Source organism: Curtobacterium sp. MCBD17_021 (assembly GCF_003234525.1).
Taxonomy (GTDB): domain Bacteria; phylum Actinomycetota; class Actinomycetes; order Actinomycetales; family Microbacteriaceae; genus Curtobacterium.
In genome coordinates this window covers 66,530-84,081 of record NZ_QKTS01000011.1, presented here as the reverse complement: position 1 = coordinate 84,081, position 17,552 = coordinate 66,530, and the positions used below count along the sequence as shown (strand labels likewise).

The 17,552-nt window shown below is 71.9% G+C and carries 16 protein-coding genes; 3 read left to right on the top strand and 13 right to left on the bottom strand.

Annotated elements, in window-relative coordinates; all coding sequences use genetic code 11:
- Nucleotides 1-19: 19 nt before the first annotated feature.
- From mfd to DEI83_RS11065, 11 genes are all read right to left on the bottom strand, one after another.
- Entirely contained in the window at nt 20-3,613 is a 3,594-nt protein-coding gene (gene mfd, locus DEI83_RS11115; protein ID WP_111082022.1) for a transcription-repair coupling factor, read from the bottom strand.
- A gap of 104 nt (nt 3,614-3,717) precedes the next feature.
- Nucleotides 3,718-3,897 carry a hypothetical protein gene (locus DEI83_RS11110; RefSeq protein WP_111082021.1) on the bottom strand — a complete coding sequence of 60 codons (180 nt, stop codon included), beginning with the start codon at nt 3,895-3,897 and terminating at the stop codon, nt 3,718-3,720.
- The gene (pth, locus tag DEI83_RS11105) at nt 3,894-4,478 is read right to left on the bottom strand and encodes an aminoacyl-tRNA hydrolase (RefSeq protein ID WP_111082020.1); all 585 of its coding nucleotides are present in this window, start codon (nt 4,476-4,478) and stop codon (nt 3,894-3,896) included. Before pth ends, DEI83_RS11110 begins: the two co-directional genes overlap by 4 nt.
- A gap of 27 nt (nt 4,479-4,505) precedes the next feature.
- Complete coding sequence (locus tag DEI83_RS11100) at nt 4,506-5,150, bottom strand: 50S ribosomal protein L25/general stress protein Ctc (protein ID WP_111082019.1); 645 nt, start codon at nt 5,148-5,150, stop codon at nt 4,506-4,508.
- Nucleotides 5,151-5,481: 331 nt separating this feature from the next.
- Entirely contained in the window at nt 5,482-5,670 is a 189-nt protein-coding gene (locus tag DEI83_RS15730) for a hypothetical protein (RefSeq protein WP_146243315.1), read from the bottom strand.
- 8 nt (nt 5,671-5,678) lie between these two features.
- Nucleotides 5,679-6,335 carry a response regulator transcription factor gene (locus DEI83_RS11090; protein ID WP_111082018.1) on the bottom strand — a complete coding sequence of 219 codons (657 nt, stop codon included), beginning with the start codon at nt 6,333-6,335 and terminating at the stop codon, nt 5,679-5,681.
- Nucleotides 6,332-7,636 (bottom strand): sensor histidine kinase, encoded by a 1,305-nt coding sequence (locus tag DEI83_RS11085; RefSeq protein WP_181431184.1) that lies wholly within the window; start codon nt 7,634-7,636, stop codon nt 6,332-6,334. The genes DEI83_RS11090 and DEI83_RS11085 overlap by 4 nt, the downstream gene beginning before the upstream one ends.
- Nucleotides 7,637-7,714: 78 nt before the next feature.
- The gene (locus DEI83_RS11080; protein ID WP_111082016.1) at nt 7,715-8,752 is read right to left on the bottom strand and encodes a hypothetical protein; all 1,038 of its coding nucleotides are present in this window, start codon (nt 8,750-8,752) and stop codon (nt 7,715-7,717) included.
- A 45-nt stretch (nt 8,753-8,797) separates the two neighbouring features.
- Nucleotides 8,798-10,138, bottom strand: coding sequence for a D-mannonate dehydratase ManD (gene manD / locus DEI83_RS11075; RefSeq protein ID WP_111082015.1), 1,341 nt, complete (start codon nt 10,136-10,138; stop codon nt 8,798-8,800).
- 234 nt (nt 10,139-10,372) lie between these two features.
- Nucleotides 10,373-11,071, bottom strand: coding sequence for a response regulator transcription factor (locus tag DEI83_RS11070; RefSeq protein WP_258371172.1), 699 nt, complete (start codon nt 11,069-11,071; stop codon nt 10,373-10,375).
- Nucleotides 11,068-12,438: a sensor histidine kinase gene (locus DEI83_RS11065; protein WP_111082013.1), complete on the bottom strand. Its 1,371-nt coding sequence runs from the start codon at nt 12,436-12,438 to the stop codon at nt 11,068-11,070. Before DEI83_RS11065 ends, DEI83_RS11070 begins: the two co-directional genes overlap by 4 nt.
- Nucleotides 12,439-12,654: 216 nt before the next feature.
- On the opposite strand from DEI83_RS11065, the gene DEI83_RS11060 reads away from it, so the two are divergent.
- Nucleotides 12,655-12,897 carry an SHOCT domain-containing protein gene (locus DEI83_RS11060; RefSeq protein ID WP_111082012.1) on the top strand — a complete coding sequence of 81 codons (243 nt, stop codon included), beginning with the start codon at nt 12,655-12,657 and terminating at the stop codon, nt 12,895-12,897.
- A 32-nt stretch (nt 12,898-12,929) separates the two neighbouring features.
- Here the strand turns inward: DEI83_RS11060 and DEI83_RS11055 are convergent, their stop codons facing one another.
- A complete protein-coding gene (locus DEI83_RS11055; protein ID WP_111082011.1) occupies nt 12,930-13,457 on the bottom strand; it encodes a gluconokinase in 528 nt (175 codons plus the stop codon).
- Between the two features lie 164 nt (nt 13,458-13,621).
- Here DEI83_RS11055 and gndA point away from each other — a divergent pair, with 164 nt between their 5' ends.
- Nucleotides 13,622-15,028 (top strand): NADP-dependent phosphogluconate dehydrogenase, encoded by a 1,407-nt coding sequence (gene gndA, locus DEI83_RS11050; RefSeq protein WP_375334665.1) that lies wholly within the window; start codon nt 13,622-13,624, stop codon nt 15,026-15,028.
- 90 nt (nt 15,029-15,118) lie between these two features.
- Here the strand turns inward: gndA and DEI83_RS11045 are convergent, their stop codons facing one another.
- Nucleotides 15,119-15,814: a hypothetical protein gene (locus DEI83_RS11045; RefSeq protein WP_146243314.1), complete on the bottom strand. Its 696-nt coding sequence runs from the start codon at nt 15,812-15,814 to the stop codon at nt 15,119-15,121.
- Between the two features lie 179 nt (nt 15,815-15,993).
- Here DEI83_RS11045 and DEI83_RS11040 point away from each other — a divergent pair, with 179 nt between their 5' ends.
- Nucleotides 15,994-17,502: a molybdopterin-dependent oxidoreductase gene (locus DEI83_RS11040; protein ID WP_111082062.1), complete on the top strand. Its 1,509-nt coding sequence runs from the start codon at nt 15,994-15,996 to the stop codon at nt 17,500-17,502.
- Nucleotides 17,503-17,552 lie beyond the last annotated feature (50 nt).

Genomic DNA, 17,552 nt, shown 5'->3' with positions numbered 1-17,552 from the left:
GGTCACCGGACGACGACCGTCAGGCGGCCGGCGCCTCCGCACGGGCGGGCGCACCGTAGACCGCGGTGAGGATGCTCTCCACCCAGCTGATGAGCGCGTCGTCCGGCAGCGTCTCGCCGTGCGGCTTCGGCACCGGGATGCTCGCGGCGTCCTGCTGCGGGAACCACCGCGCGCCCGCGAACATCCGCTTGAGCCGGACCTGCGCGGAGTCGGCGAGTTCCTTGCCGGCGACCCGCAGGTTCGAGCCCATCACGACGACGTCGGACAGGCCGACCTGCTGGGCCATGCGACGGAGGCGCGAGACCTCGATGAGCGTCAGCACGGCCTGCGGCGGGGTGCCGTACCGGTCGGTCAGCTCGTCGAGGACCATGTCGATCGCCTCGGGCTGCGCGGCCGGGGCCGATGCGGCGGAGAGCTTCTGGTAGGCCTCGAGTCGGAGCCGCTCGGACTCCACGTAGTCGTCCGGGATGTGCGCGTCGACGGGGATCTCGAGCCGGAGCTCGGTCTGCCCCTCAGCGACGTCACCGCGGAACTGCGACACCGCCTCGCCGATCATCCGCAGGTACAGGTCGAACCCGACGCCCGCGATGTGCCCGGACTGCTCACCGCCGAGCAGGTTGCCGGCACCGCGGATCTCGAGGTCCTTCATCGCCACCTGCATGCCCGCACCGAGCTCGTTGTTCGCCGCGATGGTCTCGAGGCGGTCCTGCGCGGTCTCGGACAGCGGCTTGTCGGCGTCGTAGAGGAAGTACGCGTAACCCCGCTCGCGTCCACGACCGACGCGACCACGGAGCTGGTGCAGCTGTGACAGCCCGTACTTGTCCGCCTTGTCGATGATGAGCGTGTTGGCGTTCGCGATGTCCAGGCCGGTCTCGATGATCGTCGTCGACACGAGGACGTCGAACCGGCGCTCCCAGAAGTCGACCATGACCTGCTCGAGGGCCTGCTCGCCCATCTGCCCGTGCGCGACGGCGATGCGCGCATCGGGGACGACCTCGGCCAGGTGCGCTGCGACCGACTGGATGTCCTTGACGCGGTTGTGCACGTAGAACACCTGCCCCTCACGGAGCATCTCGCGCTTGATCGCCGCGGCCACCTGCAGGTCCGACTGCGGCCCGACGAACGTCAGGATCGGGTGGCGGTCCTCCGGCGGGGTCGCGAGCGTCGACATCTCACGGATCCCGGTCACCGCCATCTCGAGCGAACGCGGGATCGGCGTCGCGGACATCGCCAGCACGTCGACGTTCGTCTTGAGCTTCTTGAGCTGGTCCTTGTGCTCGACACCGAAGCGCTGCTCCTCGTCGATGATCACCAGCCCGACGTCCTTGAACTGCACGCTCTGCGACAGGATCCGGTGCGTGCCGATGACGATGTCGACGGTGCCGTCCGCGAGGCCCGCGAGCGTCTCCTTCGTCTCCTTCTCGGTCTGGAACCGGCTCAGGGCGCGCAGGTTCACCGGGAACCCGGCGAACCGCTCCTGGAACGTCTCCATGTGCTGGCGGACGAGCAGGGTCGTCGGCACGAGCACGGCGACCTGCTTGCCGTCCTGCACGGCCTTGAACGCGGCGCGGATCGCGACCTCGGTCTTGCCGTAGCCGACGTCACCGGACAGCAGCCGGTCCATCGGGATCGGGCTCTCCATGTCGCGCTTGATCTCGTCGATGGTCGTCAGCTGGTCGGCGGTCTCGGCGAACGGGAACGCCTCTTCCAGCTCGCGCTGCCACGGGGTGTCCGGGCCGAACGCGTGCCCCTTCGACGCCATGCGCGCCGAGTAGAGCTTGACGAGGTCGACCGCGATGTCCCGGACGGCCTTGCGCGCCTTCGACTTCGCCGCCGACCAGTCCGAGCCGCCCATCTTGGACAGCGTCGGGTTCTCACCGCCGACGTACCGGGAGAGCTGGTCGAGCTGGTCGGTCGGCACGAACAGCTTGTCGCCTGGGTAGTTCCGCTTCGACGGCGCGTACTCGAGCACCAGGTACTCGCGCTGCTGCTTCACGGCGTTCCGGCCGCCGGAACTGACCTCGCGACTGACGAGCTCGACGAACTTGCCGATGCCGTGGGTGGCGTGCACGACCACGTCGCCCGGCTTGAGCTGCAGCGGGTCGACGACGTTCTTGCGCCGGCTCGCGAGCTTCTTCACGGTGCGCGCGCCCTGCTGGACGCTGCGGCCGTAGAACTCGGCCTCGCTGAGGAGCGCGATGCGCGGGTCGGCGACGGCGAAGCCGTGCTCGACGCTGGCCGTCGTGACGATGGCGACACCCGGCTCGGGAGGCCCGTCCAGCGTCTCGGCGCGCGCGGCCACTCCGGCGTCCGCCAGCACCTGCACCGCACGTTCGACGAGGCCCTGGCCCTGCGCCGTCACGACGACGGCCCACTGGTCGTCGGTGAGCGCCTTGACGTGGGCGACCGCCCCGTCCGCACTGCCGGCGAAGCTCGGGATCGCCTCACCGGGGACCCGGACGTACTCACCCGCCTCGGCGACGGCATCGGCGTCGGTCAGGGGTTCGTCGGCGCCGGAGTCGAACGGCGACACCGTCCACCACGTGCGCTGCCCCCGGGTGTTCTTGAGCTGCTGGACCGTCAGGAAGTTGCCGGCGTCGAGGTCGATCGGCGCCTGTGCACCCGCCACCGCCGCGCTCCACGCCGCCTGCAGGAACTCCTGGTTCGTCTCGGCCAGGCTGTGTGCCCGACCGCTGACCCGCTCGGGCGAGAACACGGCGACGGTGGCGGCCTCCGGCAGGTACTCCGTCACCGGCACCAGCTTGTGGACGAGCGCCGGCGCGAGGGACTCCATGCCCTCGACCGGGATGCCCTCCGCCACCTTCGCGAGCATCTGCGACAGGTTCGGGAACTCGTGCAGCATCTCGCGCGCCCGCTGTCGGACGTCGTCGCTGAGGAGCAGCTCGCGCGAGGCGGTGAGCTCCACCGCGTCGAGGTCGTCGTCCGTGGACCGCTGGTCGGCCACCGAGAACGCCTTGATGCCCTCGATCTCGTCGCCGAAGAAGTCGACGCGCACGGGGTGGTCGGCGGTCGGCGGGAAGACGTCGAGGATTCCGCCGCGGACGGCGAACTCACCGCGGCGGGTGACGAGGTCGACACGGGCGTAGGCGAGGTCGACGAGTTGGGCGGCGATGGCGCCGAGGTCGTTGCCCCGCGAGCCGGTCCGCAGCACGACCGGTGCGAGTTCGGTGAGGTTGTCGGCGATCGGCTGCAGTGCTGCGCGGACGCTCGCCACGACGACGGTCGTCCGACGCTCGTCGACGGGGGCGTCCTGCCACCGCCGGAGGGCCCGGAGCGTGGCGATGCGCGTGCCGACGGTCTGGGGGCTCGGGCTGAGGCGCTCGTGCGGCAGGGTCTCCCAGGCGGGGAACTCGAGCACGTCGGCATCCGGGACCGTGCAGCTGAGGGCGTCACGGACCGCTTCGGCCTCGCGCCCGGTCGCGGTGATGACGAAGGCGCACTGGGGACCCGAGCGCTCGGCCAGCAGGGCGGCGAGCAGCGGCACGCGGAGGCCGTCGACCACCGAGAAGTCGGCGTCACGAGGAGCGGCACGGAGCGCACGATCGAAGGAGGAGGCGCGCGAGAGCGCAGGGATGATGCCCGAGATCGTCACTCACCCCATGGTACCGGCGGCCCCCGACACCGGTCGCGGCGTGCGCGACGGGCGAACAGGAGGCGCACGGCGGAGTCGGGACGGGCCTCCCGGCCGGTTCCGCGTCAGGAGCTGCCGGGCTCCAGGTCGTCCGGTGGGGGCGTCGCCTGGCTCTCGCGCGCCTGCTCGGCCGCACGGTGACCGAGGACGCGGGCCGTCCAGACGAGCGTGATGCCCATGACCGAGACGACGACGAGCGCACCCATGGCGAACGGGTTCGTCGCGAGCACCACGGCGGTCGTCATGCCGGCGCGTGGAAGCGCTGCTGGGCGGCGAGGAGACCGTCGGTCACGATCGCCTCGACCGCGTCCGCGGCGTCGGCGAGGAGGTTCGGGAGCGTCTTCTTCTCGGCCGCGGAGAAGTCACGCAGCACGTAGTCGGCCGGGTCCTGGCGACCGGGGGGACGGCCGATGCCGACCCGCACCCGGGCGAACTCGTTCGTGTTCGTCGCCTTGATGACGTCACGGATGCCGTTGTGCCCGCCGTGGCCGCCGTTGCCCTTGAGCTTCACGGAGTCGAACGGCAGGTCCAGCTCGTCGTGCACCAGGATCAGGTCCGACGGGGGCACGCTGTAGAAGCCCAGGACGGCCGAGACGGGGCCGCCGGAGGTGTTCATGAACGACCCGGGCTTCGCGAGGACGAGCTTCGGGGCTCCCGGCATCAGGCGCCCCTCGGCGACCTGGTTCGGGGTCTTGTGCTTCTTGAACGTGGCGCCCATCCGGGCTGCCAGTTCGTCGAGGACCATCTGGCCGACGTTGTGGCGGTTGCCCGCGTAGTCGGGCCCGGGGTTCCCGAGCCCGACCACGACGAACGTGCGGTCTGCCATCAGCGTCGGCCAGATGTCTTCGTGTGGTTACTCGGAGTCGGCGTCGGTGTCGACCGGCTCGGAGCCGCCCTCGGCACCGGCTTCGGCGCCGGCCTCGGCCGAGGCCTCGTCGGCGGCGTCGTCGTCAGCGGTGCCACGCGGGGTGACGATCGCGACGACGAGGGACTCGGCGTCGGTCTCGAGCTCGGCACCGGCCGGAAGCTGCAGGTCGGACGCGTGGACCTGCGCCCCGTCCTCGAGGCCCTCGACGTTCACCACGACGTGCTCGGGGATGTCGGTCGCCTCGACGAGCAACGAGACACTCGCCAGGTCCTGCACGTGGATGGTGCCGGCGAAGGACTCGCCTTCGACGACGACGGGCACGTCGACCGTGACCTTCTCGCCACGACGGACGACCACGAGGTCGATGTGCTCGATGATCTGACGCACCGGGTCACGCTGGACGTCCTTGACGAGGGCGAGCTGCGCCGCACCCTCGATGTCGAGGTCCACGACCGCGTTGGCGGTACGGACGAGGAGCATCGTCTCGTGGCCCGGCAGGCTGATGTGCTGCGGCTCGGTGCCGTGGCCGTAGACGACGGCGGGGATCTTGTCGGCGGCGCGGAGCTTGCGGGCCGCACCCTTGCCGAACTTGGTGCGGACTTCCGCCGCGAGCTTGGTGTAGTCAGCCATGATGCCTCCTGGTGTCGGGGACGACGCCGGAGTGCCGGCATCGGGGGTCTGTGGTGTTGCAACTCGAACGCGTGCACGCGTGAGGAACGTTCCCAGGTCTGGCCGGGTCTCCCACCGCGTCGATCACGGCCGCTTGCGCGGCCCTCGCCGAAGTCAGTCACCGAGTCTAGCAGGGCCTCCGGGCGTGTCGCACCGTTCCACGCTCAGCGGGCCGGCGGCAGCTCCCCCCAGGTGCAGCTGCCGACGGCCCGTCCGAGGCGTGCGCGGACGTCAGCGGACGCCTGCCGGCGCCTCCGGTGCGAGCTGCCGGATCGCCGCCGCCACCCGCCGGTTACGAGGCCGGCCCCGACGAGAGCACGTACCCGTCGAGGGGCATCGTCCACGCGGCGACGTCCTTCGTGGTCGTCGGTCGGACGGCATGGTCGACGGGCTCCGGCAGGCCGTGCAGGACGGCTCCGCCGAGACCGGCCACGACGAGGACGAGGGTGCCGGTCTTCGCGGCCCTGGTGGTGATGCGCATGGTTCCCCCTAGGCGCGGACGAGGCCGCGTTCGTGTGCGGTGATGACGACCTGGATCCGGTTCCGCAGCCCGAGCTTGGTGAGCACCGACCGGACGTGCGTCTTGACGGTGGCCTCACTGAGGAACACGGACGCGGCGATCTCCTGGTTGCTGAGCCCCTTGGCCACGAGCAGGAACACCTCGCGCTCGCGAGCGGTGAAGGCGTCGAGGATCTCGTCCCGCCGCTCGGACTCGACGAGGGTGCCCTGTGCGCGGAGGAGGTCGAGCGCCTCGGCCTCCGTCGGCGCCGGTCGTCCCTCGTGCACGTCGCGGATCGTGGCCGTGACGACCTCGGGCAGCGCGTCCTTCGTCAGGAACGCCGCCGCTCCGGCACGCAGCGCGGCGAGGACCGCGTCGTCGCGGCGGATCGTCGTGAGGGCGACGACCCGCGGCCGGTCGTCACCCTGCCGGGCGAGGCGCGCCATCGTCTCGATGCCGTTCAGGACCGGCATCCGGAGGTCGAGGAGCAGCACGTCCGGTTGCTCGGTCGCACAGAGCACGAGGGCCTCGGCACCGTCGGCGGCCGTCCCGACGCACGTCATGTCGTCCTGGGCGTCGACGAGCATCCGCATGCCCGAGGCGAAGAGTCGCTGGTCATCGACGACGGCGACGCGGATCGCCGTCATCGGGAGGCTCCGGTGACGCTCGTCCCGCCGGCACCGGTCGCATCGGCCGATCCGGCGACCGCGGGGAGATCCGCGGTCCCGTCCGCCCCACCGGGTACCGACGATCCGCCGAGCGCCGGCAACCACGCGGTCACGACGTACTCGTGCTCCTCGTCGCCGACCCCGGCACGCAGCCAACCGTCGACCAACCGTGCGCGCTCCCGCATCCCCGCCACGCCGGACCCCGGGCCGTCGAGCGCGACGAGCGGACTGCTGCCGGTGGAGGTCACGACGACCCCGAGCCCCGGCCCGCGCCAGTCGAGCACCACACGCGCGGACGCCGTCCGGCCCTGGTGTTTCAGCACGTTCGTCAGGCTCTCCTGCACGATCCGGTGCACCGCTCCCCCGGCCTCGGCTCCGATCGGCCGCGGGTCGCCGTGCTGCTCGAACACGGCCTGCATGCCGAGCTCCCGCATGTCCTCGACCAGGTGCGGGACCTCTGCCAGGCCGTGTCGGGCCTCCTGGCCGGTGCCCTGGATCCGTTCGACGAGGGCGCGGACGTCCCCGAGGGCGGTCCGGCTCACCTCGGCGATGTCCTGCAGCGCCGTGGCGGCTGGTCCGTCCCGGACCGTGAGCGCCGCGGCGCCCTGCGCCTGCGAGACGACCACGGCGAGGGAGTGCGCCAGCGAGTCGTGCACGTCCCGCGCGATGCGGGCGCGCTCCTGCTCGGCGCGGAGCTCGGCACTGGCAGCCTCCGTCTCCTGCTCCGCCTCGACGACGCGGACCCGCGCGAGCCCGACCCGCCAGGTCGCCCCGATCGCCACACCGATGGCCCAGGCGATGCCGCTCGCACCGGCGATGGCGAGGGCCAGGAAGGCGAGGTCGGACCGGGTGCCGGACATCGAGCCGGTCCACGAGGCCCAGACGTCCTGGTCGGCGACGCTGGGGACGACCATCGCCCAGGCAGCAGCGGCGCTGGCGACACCCAGGGCCGGGATCGCGAGCCAGCGGAGCACACCGGAGCGCCCGGCACCGATGATGCCGACCACGATCGCGATGACGAGGTACTCCGGCCAGGTCGTGTCGCGGGGACGGTCGAGCAGCCGGAGCGCCTGCAGGACGGGGACGACGACGACCAGACCGAGACTCGTCGACGGCATCCAGTTCGCGAGGCCGATCGCGACGGCGAAGGCGGACACGACGAGGACGTGTCCGGTGAGGTCGCCGCGACCGGCCTCGGCGACGATCCACAGTGCGAGGTACACCGCGCCGGCCACCGGGGCCACGAGGTGCCGGAGCCACCGGCGGAGGAAGAGGAGCATGCCGCCGAGCGTAGGGCGGGGGTCACGCCGGGAGCGAGCGACGGTGGCCGCTTTCATCCGAGTGGATGAGCGGTCGGGTCAGGAGCCGTCGCGACGGCGGCGACGGGCGGCGACGAGGGCTTCACGGGCGCGGTCGCTCGCGGCCTCGGCGTCGTCACGCTCCTGCCCGAGCCGTTCGGCCTCCGCGTCGAGGTCGGCCCGCTCCTGGTCGAGGGCGGCGAGCTGTCGCTCGAGGTCGCGACGGCGACGGTCGAGGTCGGCGCGTCGGTCCTCGACGTCCTCGAGAGCGGACTCCGCCTGGTCGAGAGCGGCATCGGCCTGCCGGGAGGCACGTCGCGCTGCCGCCTCGGCCTCGCGCGCGGCACGGCGCTCGGCTACGGGGTCGCGCTGGTCGTCGTCGTGGGCCGGCGCGTCGGGCTCGGCAGGACCATCCGGTTCACCAGGAGCGTCCGGTTCGGCCGGAGCATTCGGCTCGTCAGGAGCATCCGGCTCGTCAGGCACTGCCCGCTCGTCGTCTGCGCGACCGCGCCCCGCGGGGCGGCGTGCACCGCGCCTCCCGGCCGTGATCGGGATGGGAGGCGCGTCGCTGCCGGACCACGCGTCCGGGACGGCGTCCGGGACGGCGAGCGCGTCGGTCAGGTCGACGTCCTCGAACCCGACGCTCTCGAGGGGCCGCAGGAGGAGGCCCGATCGGATCGCGGCGCCGGCGTGCGGGTCGGCCATGCCGGCCTCGATGGTCGCGCGGACCTGCTCGAGCACGGCCGGTGTCGGCGGGTGCCCGGCTGCGGCTGCCCGGTCGGCGCCGGTGTCGGCGAGCGCCGCCACGACCTGTGACCGCTGCTTCCGGAGTGTCGCGATCTGCTGCGGGTCCGCGGAGGCCTGCGCCTGCCGGAGGGCGGGACCGAGGTCGACGGCGTCGTCGAGGGCGTCCTCGGAGGCGAGCAGGTCGACGATCCATGCGGCCGGCGCGGGCTTCTTCAGTTTCCCGATCGCGGCCGCGAGCTCCCGGTCGTCCTTCCGGGCCGCTCGTTGCCGTGCCGTCCGCGCGGCCACGAAGTCGCCCGGAGCGGCGCGCAACAGATTGCGGGCGACGTCGGCGAGCGCTGCGGGGTCCACATCACCACTCTGCCCGTCGGGCACGGTGCGGCGTCCGAGAACAGCTCACCAGTCGTGCACGGTGCCGTCCGCCAGGCGGTTGAACGGCAGGTACGCCTGCTCGTACGGGTACTTCCCGGCCTCGTCGACGTCGAGCGAGACCCCGATGCCCGGCTCGTCACCGGGGTGCAGGTACCCGTCGGTGAACGTGGCCGTCTGCTGGAACACCTGGTTCGTCCTCGGACCGTGCTGCATGTACTCCTGGATCCCGAAGTTGTGGATGGCGAGGCCGAGGTGCATCTGGGCCGCCATCCCCACCGGCGAGATGTCGGTCGGCCCGTGGAACCCGGACTTCACCTGGTACATCGCGGCGTAGTCCATCGTCTTCCGTAGCGGGGTCACGCCGCCCATGTGGGTGACGGCGCCGCGGACGTAGTCGATGAGCTGGTCGCGGATGAGGTCCTTGAAGTCCCAGATCGTGTTGAAGACCTCACCGATGGCGAGCGGTGTCGTGGTGTGCCGCCGGACGAGTCGGAGCGCTTCCTGGTTCTCGGCGGGGGTGCAGTCCTCGAGCCAGAACAGGTCGTACGGCTCGAGGGACTTGCCGAGCTTGGCGGCCTGGATCGGGGTCATCCGGTGGTGTCCGTCGTGCAGGAGGGGCAGCTCCGGCCCGAACTCGTTCCGGACGGCTTCGAACACCGTCGGCAGGTGCCGGAGGTAGGCGCGGGTGTCCCAGTCCTCCATCGCCGGGAACGCACCGCGCTGTGCGGGCTCGAAGTCGTACCGGACACCCGCGTTGCCTTCGGTGGTGCGGTTCGACGCGATCCCGTAGATGCTCTCGAGCCCGGGGACGCCGGTCTGGACGCGGATCGACCGGTACCCCTCGGCCTGGTGGGCGCGGATGGAGTCGAACAACTCCGGCAGCTCCTTGCCGGAGGCGTGGCCGTAGGCCATGAGCCCGGTCCGCGAGGCACCACCGAGCAACTGGTACAGCGGCATGCCGGCCGCCTTCGCCTTGATGTCCCAGAGCGCCATGTCGACGGCGGCGATCGCGGCCATGGTGACCGGTCCTCGGCGCCAGTAGGACGAGCGGTAGAGGAACTGCCAGGCGTCCTCGATGCGGCTGGCGTCGCGGCCGACGAGCAGCGGCACGACGTGCTCCGACAGGTAGGCGGCGACGGCGAGTTCGCGACCGTTCAGGGTCGCGTCGCCGAGGCCCGTGACGCCGTCGGCGGTCGTCAGCTTGAACGTGACGAAGTTCCGGTCCGGGCTGGTGACGATGACCTCGGCACGGTCGACGAGCTGTCCGCGGTCCGTGCTCGCCCAGGTGTCCGGCCTGGAGGCTGTGCCTCCGCCCGCAGAGCGGGCGTCGGTCGCACCGGGGGTCGGGTTCGCGGGATCGGTCACGGCGTTGCTCCTCCTCGAGGTGGGCACGGCGCTCCTCCGCGGCGGTGCGGGAGCGTCCGACGTCCACCTGTCGAGCCTGCACCGGCGGCGGCCGTGTGTCCATCGTCAGCAGCCGGCTCGAGGCGCGCTCAACCCCGACGCACGGCGGGTGTCAGGTGTCCGACGATGCTCGGGACGTCGTCGAGCCGTCCCTCTGCGATCGCGACGATGATGGTATCGAACTGGTGTCTCCGGTCATCCGGTCCATCCGGGAGTGACGAGGCCGGTCTCGTAGGCGAAGACCACGAGTTGGGCGCGGTCGCGAGCGCCGAGCTTGATCATCGCCCGGGACACATGGGTCTTCGTGGTGGCCGGGCTGACGAACAGGCGCTCGGCGATCTCGGCGTTCGTCAACCCGCTCGCCACCAGGCGCATGACCTGTCGTTCGCGGTCCGTCAGGGCGCCGAGCTCAGGGGCGAGCGCCGCCGGCTTCGCGTGCGCGGCGTACGCCTCGACGAGGGAACGGGTCGGTCCGGGCGACAGCAACGACTCCCCCGCGACCACGGTGCGGATCGCCCGGAGGAGTTCGCCGGGCTCGGTGTCCTTCACGAGGAACCCGGCAGCCCCACCACGGATCGCCTCGAAGACGGTGTCGTCCTCCTCGAAGGTCGTGAGCACCACGACGTGCACCGCGGCGAGCGCGGGGTCCTCGGAGATCCGCCTCGTCGCGACGAGGCCGTCGGTCCCCGGCATGCGGATGTCCATGAGCACGACGTCGGGCAGCTCCCGTGCGGCGACTGCGACGGCCGCGTCACCGTCGGACGCCTCACCGACGACCTGCATCCCGGGCTCGGCCGAGATGAGCGCGCGGAGTCCGGCCCGGATGAGTCCCTGGTCGTCCACCAACACCACCCGGATCGGGTCGGGCGTGGTGGTGGTCGCGGGCATGCTCATCCGTCCGTCTCCTGCTCTCCGATCGTGGGGCGTGCGGGTTCGCCGATCGGCAGGCGAGCCCTGACCGACCACCCGCCGTCGGGCGTCGGTCCGACCGCGAGGGTGCCACCGGCGGCCGCGGCCCGCTCGTGCATCCCGACGAGGCCGTTGCCCCGACTGCTGCCGCTGCTGCGGGTCGACCGCGCGGCCTCGGTGTCCGGGCCGACCACGCGCGCGGGACGGGACGAGGCACGGTGCCCTCGGTGCGCCTCCGCTGCTCGGGGAGCACCGGTGACGGTCGAGACCCTCGGGACGTCGGTCACCGTGATGTCGACGATCTCGGCACCCACGCCGACGACGACCGTGGCGCGGTGGTCAGCGGCGTGCTTCATGACGTTCGTGACCGACTCCTGCACGATGCGGAACGCGTTGCGCGAGACGACACCGGCGACGCCGTCCAGCGGGCCGTCGAGGTGCAGCGTCACGTCCACTCCGGCCGCGCGGGCTCGGTCGACCAGGTCGGGGACACGGTCGAGGCCGGCGACCGGCGCGCGGTCGGAGGTGCCCGACGGCGCGTCGACAGCACGGAGCACGCCGAGGATCGTCCGGAGTTCGACCAGCGCCTGCTTGCTGGAGTCTCGGATGCTCAGCAGCGACTCCCGCGTCTGTTCCGGGAGTTCCGCGCCGAGGTGCAGGGCCACCCCCGCCTGCAGGTTGATGAGCGACATGCTGTGGGCGACCGAGTCGTGGAGTTCCCGAGCGATGCGGACCCGTTCGGCACCGGCCCGCTGCTGCTCCGCCGCGAGCCGGGCACGACGGGCGTCAGCGGCGCGGACGAGCCGCACCCGGACGAGCTCGGTGACGGCGATCGTGACCGTCAGCCACGCCAGGCAGAGCGTCGTCGTGGTGACGGTCGGGAAGGGCGCGCGCCCGGTCAGGGTGTCCGCCGAGGGCAGGACGACCTGGGCGACCGCGGCGGCGACGTAGACCGGGACGCGGTGTCCGCGGAACCAGGCGTTGGCGAGCGCCATCGTCAGCGCCGCGACGAACGGACCCCGCGGGCTGACGACCAGGGCGTAGCCGATCGTGGTACCGAGGGTCAGGGCCAGGACCACGACCGGCCATCGCCAGCGGAAGGGCAGGACGACGATCCCGCTCACGAGCAGCACCCATGCCAGGGGCCCGAGGAACACCGGTTCGACGCCGTCCCCCAGGCGTTGCGTCCACGGTGGTCCGCCGTCGACACCACCGGGTCCGACCCCGGTGGCCAACCGGGTGGCGACGACCGTCCCGACGAGCTGCACGAGCGCGACCGGCAGCACCCGCCCCACGCGGGCGAACCGGCGTCCGCCCACGGGGCGGTCGTCGGAGCGGGTGTCGGTGGTCATGCAGCGAGCCTACGGTCGGCCCTCCCCCGGGACATCGCGCACCGGGAGCGCCTGTGGACTACGCCCGAGGGAGTAGTCGCCTGTGGAGGGACGGGCGAGGGTACACCGGCGGGAGCAGGCGGGAGTGGGCTCGCCCGGCGGACGCGCGTCGGGCCTCCCGGGCGGCAGCCTTGTCGTGTCGCGACCGCGGCACGAACACCGACCTCGGAGGGTCCCATGCTCACCACACTCGCTGCCACCGCTCCGTACTGGCACGGCGGAGCACCGTCGCACGGCTTCCCCGTGTTCCCCGTGCTCCTGCTCCTGCTCGTCGTCGGAGCGCTCGTCTTCGGAGTCCTACGCCGTGGTGCCGGACGGGCGCTCGCCGACGCGCGGTCGGTGCTCGCCGACCGGTTCGCGCGCGGCGAGATCGACGCCGAGGAGTACCGCGCCCGCCGATCGGAACTCAGCCGGAAGTAGACACGACGGTCAGACCGTCCAGCACGGGACGCTCAGGGCAGGACCGCGAGGATCGCGGCGACCGTCTCGTCGACGGACCCGCGGATCGGGACGGCGGCCGAGGCCTCGTCCGACTCCGGGCGCTCGAGCGTCGCGAACTGCGAGTCGAGCAGCGAGTTCGGCATGTACTCGTGGTGTCGGTGGCGCTGTCGCTCCGCGATGAGGTCACGTGAGCCGTCGAGGAAGGCGATGAAGAGACCCGGCGCGTCCTCGCGGAGGCGGTCGCGGTAGACGCGCTTGAGGGCCGAGTTCGCCATCACGCAACGAGAGCCGGAGGCCTGGACGTCGGCGATCCGGGACGAGCACGCGTCGAGCCACGGCCGCCGGTCCTCGTCCGTGAGGGGGACGCCGTCGCGCATCTTGTCGACGTTGGACTGCGGGTGGAGCGCGTCGGCGTCGACGAACTCCGCGGCTTCCCCGCGGGCGACGAGCGCCTGCGTCAGGGCTTCGCCGACGGTGGACTTGCCGGAGCCGGAGACCCCCATCACGAGCACGGGCGGGAGGACGGTCGCATCGGCCATGCACCCACAGTACGAACCAGGAGGACCGCCGTACCCAGGATGCGGAAGACCTGGATGAGCACATCGGGGGCTGCATAGATTGGCCGTGGCCGTCAGGACACGAAGGAGTCGACGTGGCAGACAACAAGGAACAGGCGAACATCGGGGTCATCGGCCTCGCAGTGATGGGCTCGAACCTGGCGCGGAACCTCGCGTCACGAGAGGGCAACACCGTCGCGGTCTACAACCGCACCTACGCCCGCACCGAAGAGCTCATGAACGAGCACGGCGACATGGGCTTCATCGCGTCCGAGGACATCGACGGTTTCGTCGCCTCGCTGTCGAAGCCGCGGACCGCGATCATCATGGTCCAGGCCGGCAAGGGCACCGACGCGGTGGTCTCGCAGCTCGCCGAACGGTTCGAGCCGGGCGACATCATCGTCGACGGCGGCAACGCGAACTTCCACGACACCATCCGCCGCGAGCACGACCTGCGTGAGAAGGGCCTCAACTTCGTCGGCACCGGCATCTCGGGCGGCGAAGAGGGCGCGCTGCACGGGCCGTCGATCATGCCGGGCGGATCGGACGAGGCCTGGGAGACGCTCGGGCCGATCCTGAAGTCGATCGCGGCCGTCGCCGAGGGTGAGCCCTGTGTGACGCACGTCGGGACCGACGGTGCCGGGCACTTCGTGAAGATGGTGCACAACGGCATCGAGTACGCCGACATGCAGCTCATCGCGGAGTCCTACGACCTGCTCCGCCGCGTCGGCGGGTACAGCGTCGACCAGCTCGTCGACGTGTTCGACGAGTGGAACAAGGGCGACCTCGAGTCCTACCTGATCGAGATCACCGGTGAGGTCCTCAAGCAGCAGGACGCCGACACCGGCAAGCCGCTCGTCGACGTCATCCGCGACGCCGCCGGCTCGAAGGGCACCGGCGTCTGGACCGTGCAGAACGCGGTCGGCCTCGGCATCCCCGTCTCCGGCATCGGCGAGGCGGTGTTCGCCCGCGCGGTGTCATCGAGGTCGTCGCAGCGCGCCGCGGTCCAGAAGTCGGTGCAGAACCGTCCGTCGATCGTCGAAGTGCCCGACACCTTCGCCGACGACGTCCGAGCGGCGCTCTACGCGTCGAAGGTCGTCGCGTACGCGCAGGGCTTCGACCTCATCATCGCGGGGGCGAAGGAGTACGGCTGGGACATCGCCCTCGGCGACATGGCGAAGATCTGGCGCGGCGGCTGCATCATCCGCGCGCAGTTCCTCAACCGCATCGTCGAGGCGTACGACGAGAACCCCGAGCTCGAGTCGCTGCTGGTCGACCCGTACTTCGCGAACGCCGTCGCCGAGGGTGAAGCAGCCTGGCGTCGCATCGTCGGGATCGCGGCCGCGTCGGGGATCCCGGCACCCGGTTTCTCGTCCGCGCTGTCGTACTTCGACTCGCTCGCGTCCGAGCGACTGCCCGCTGCGCTCATCCAGGGACAGCGTGACTTCTTCGGGGCGCACACCTACCAGCGCATCGACAAGGACGGCACGTTCCACACCCTGTGGTCCGAGGACGACCGTCGTGAGGTCGAACAGGAGCCGTCCACCCACTGAGCGGACGGGTGCGCTGGGCCCGGGACTGCTCGGGTCCGCCGGAACAGCGGGCTCCGTCGCTGACGGGGCCCGCTGCCCCGGGCATCGACCTCAGGCGACGATGCGTTCCCGGGCGAGCCGGGCGAGCAGCCCGTCGAGACGGTCGCCCGGACCGAGCAACCGGTCGGACCCCGGTGCCGCGCGGACGAAGAACGTCGCGACGGCGGTGGTGTCGTCGGCCCGGACGTAGTGGAGCGCAAGGGCAGGAGCAGTGCGTCGACCGGCGCCCGGCACGAGGACCTCCTCGACCCCGACGTGCATGACCCGGCTCCAGCGGATGACGAGCAACCGCGTCGCCCGGCGCTCGTCGAGTTCCCACATCGAGGCCTCCGTCGCGCCGAACGCCCACGTCACGCGGTCGGACAGGGGCACCTCGGGCCGGACGGCCTCGATCGTCCCACGAAGTTCCTGGGTCGGGCTCGCGGGCACCGACCAGACAGTGGGGTCGATGCGTCGTACCGCGAGGGCGAGGACGTCGTCCTCACGACGACGGCCGACGCTGCGGGCCCGGACGACAGCGATGACGACGACCGCCACGCCGACGGTGACGGCGATCGCCTCGGCGACACCGAACGCACGCAGGTCCGCGTCCGGGTCGACCGTGACGACGACGACGCGGACGGTGAGGAGCGCAGCCCAGACCGCGACGACCGCCCACCGCAGCGCGAGGAGTCGACCCGCGGAGGTCCAGCCGTGCCAGCCCCGGGCGCGACCAGGGCCGGGCACACGGTCGGGTCGCATCGGCACCCTGCGATCCTGTCACGGCACCAGCACGATGCACCTCGCTCCCGGATGAACGGTCTGGCGGGACCCCGTCCGACGCCTGGTTCCCAGCACCACTGACCTACGATCCGAACGTGACCGAGCCAGACCCGCGCCTCCTCCCGCACCGCAGGTGGGCCGCAGCGCTCGTCGGCGTCATCGCGATGCTCGCTTTCCTCGCCGTGGCCGAGCTCGGCGCACTGGTCCTCGGTGGCGCGGGCAGCCCCCTGGTCGCGGTCGGTTCAGCCGTCATCGACCTCGCTCCCCGGGCGGCGAAGGACCTGATGGTTTCGCTGTTCGGCACCGGCGACAAGGTCGCACTGTTCGTCCTCATGACCGTCGTCCTGGTGGCGGTCACGGCCGGCGCGGGCGTACTCGAACGCCGCCACCCGCCGTACGGAGCGCTCGTCTTCGCCGCCGGCGGTGTCCTCGCGCTCCTCGCGGTCACGACCCGTGCCGGGAGCGGCACCCTCGACGGCGCTCCCACGGTCGCCGGTGTCGCTGCCGCCGTGGTGGTGCTGCGCCTCCTGCTGCAGCGCCTGCACCGGTGGGAGGACGCGCGTGCCGTCCCCACCGCCGATCCCGACCGGGCCGGGGCGGTCGGACGGCGGTCCTTCATCGCGTGGACGGTGACGACCGCAGCGGTCGCGGCGGTGGTGGGAGGGGCCTCCCGGATCGGGTCGGCCTCCCTGCAGGCAGCAGCCGCGGTCCGCCGGGCCGTGCGCCTGCCGGAGCCCGCGACGGCTGCCGCTCCCGTCCCGAGCGGTGCTGCTCTCGACGTCGAGGGGATCACCCCGTACGTCACGCCGAACGCCGACTTCTACCGCATCGACACCGCGCTCCGCGTCCCCGCCGTCGACCCCGCCGACTGGTCGCTCAGGATCACGGGTGAGGTCGAGGAGGACATCGAACTCACCTGGGACGAGCTGCTCGCGCTCCCCCTCGAGGAGCACATGGCGACGCTGAGCTGCGTGTCGAACGAGGTCGGCGGGGACCTCATCGGCAACGCGCTGTGGCTCGGCTACCCGATCCGCTCGCTCCTGGCACGCGCTCGGCCCCGCGCCGGGGCGGACATGGTGCTGTCCCGCAGCGTCGACGGCTTCACGGCCGGCACCCCGCTCGACGTCCTGCAGGACGAGGGGACGGACGCGCTCCTGGCGGTCGGCATGAACGGCGACCCGCTGCCCGCCGAGCACGGCTTCCCCGCACGGCTGGTCGTCCCCGGACTGTTCGGCTACGTGTCCGCGACGAAGTGGGTGACCGAACTCGAGGTGACGCGGTTCTCCCGAGCGCAGGGGTACTGGACGCCGCGAGGCTGGTCCGAACGCGGTCCGGTCAAGCTCGAGTCCCGCATCGACACCCCGGCCGACGGCGCGTCGGTGTCCGTCGGCGACCGGGTCCCGATCGCGGGTGTCGCCTGGCAGCCGCACACCGGGGTGAAGGCCGTGCAGGTCAAGGTGGGTGACGCGGACTGGCAGGACGCCGAGCTGGCGGACTCGGTCTCCGCCGACACGTGGCGGCAGTGGGTCTACCGCTGGACGGCGACGGAGGGGCGGCACGACGTGCAGGTCCGGGCTGTCAGCTCGGACGGCGAGGTGCAGACGAGCGTGCAGCGGCCGCCGGCACCGAACGGTGCGACCGGGTGGCACGGCGTCACCGTCACGGCGTCCTGACGCGAACCTCGTCGCCGCCGTCACGACGGCCGTGGCAGTCGCGACGGCCA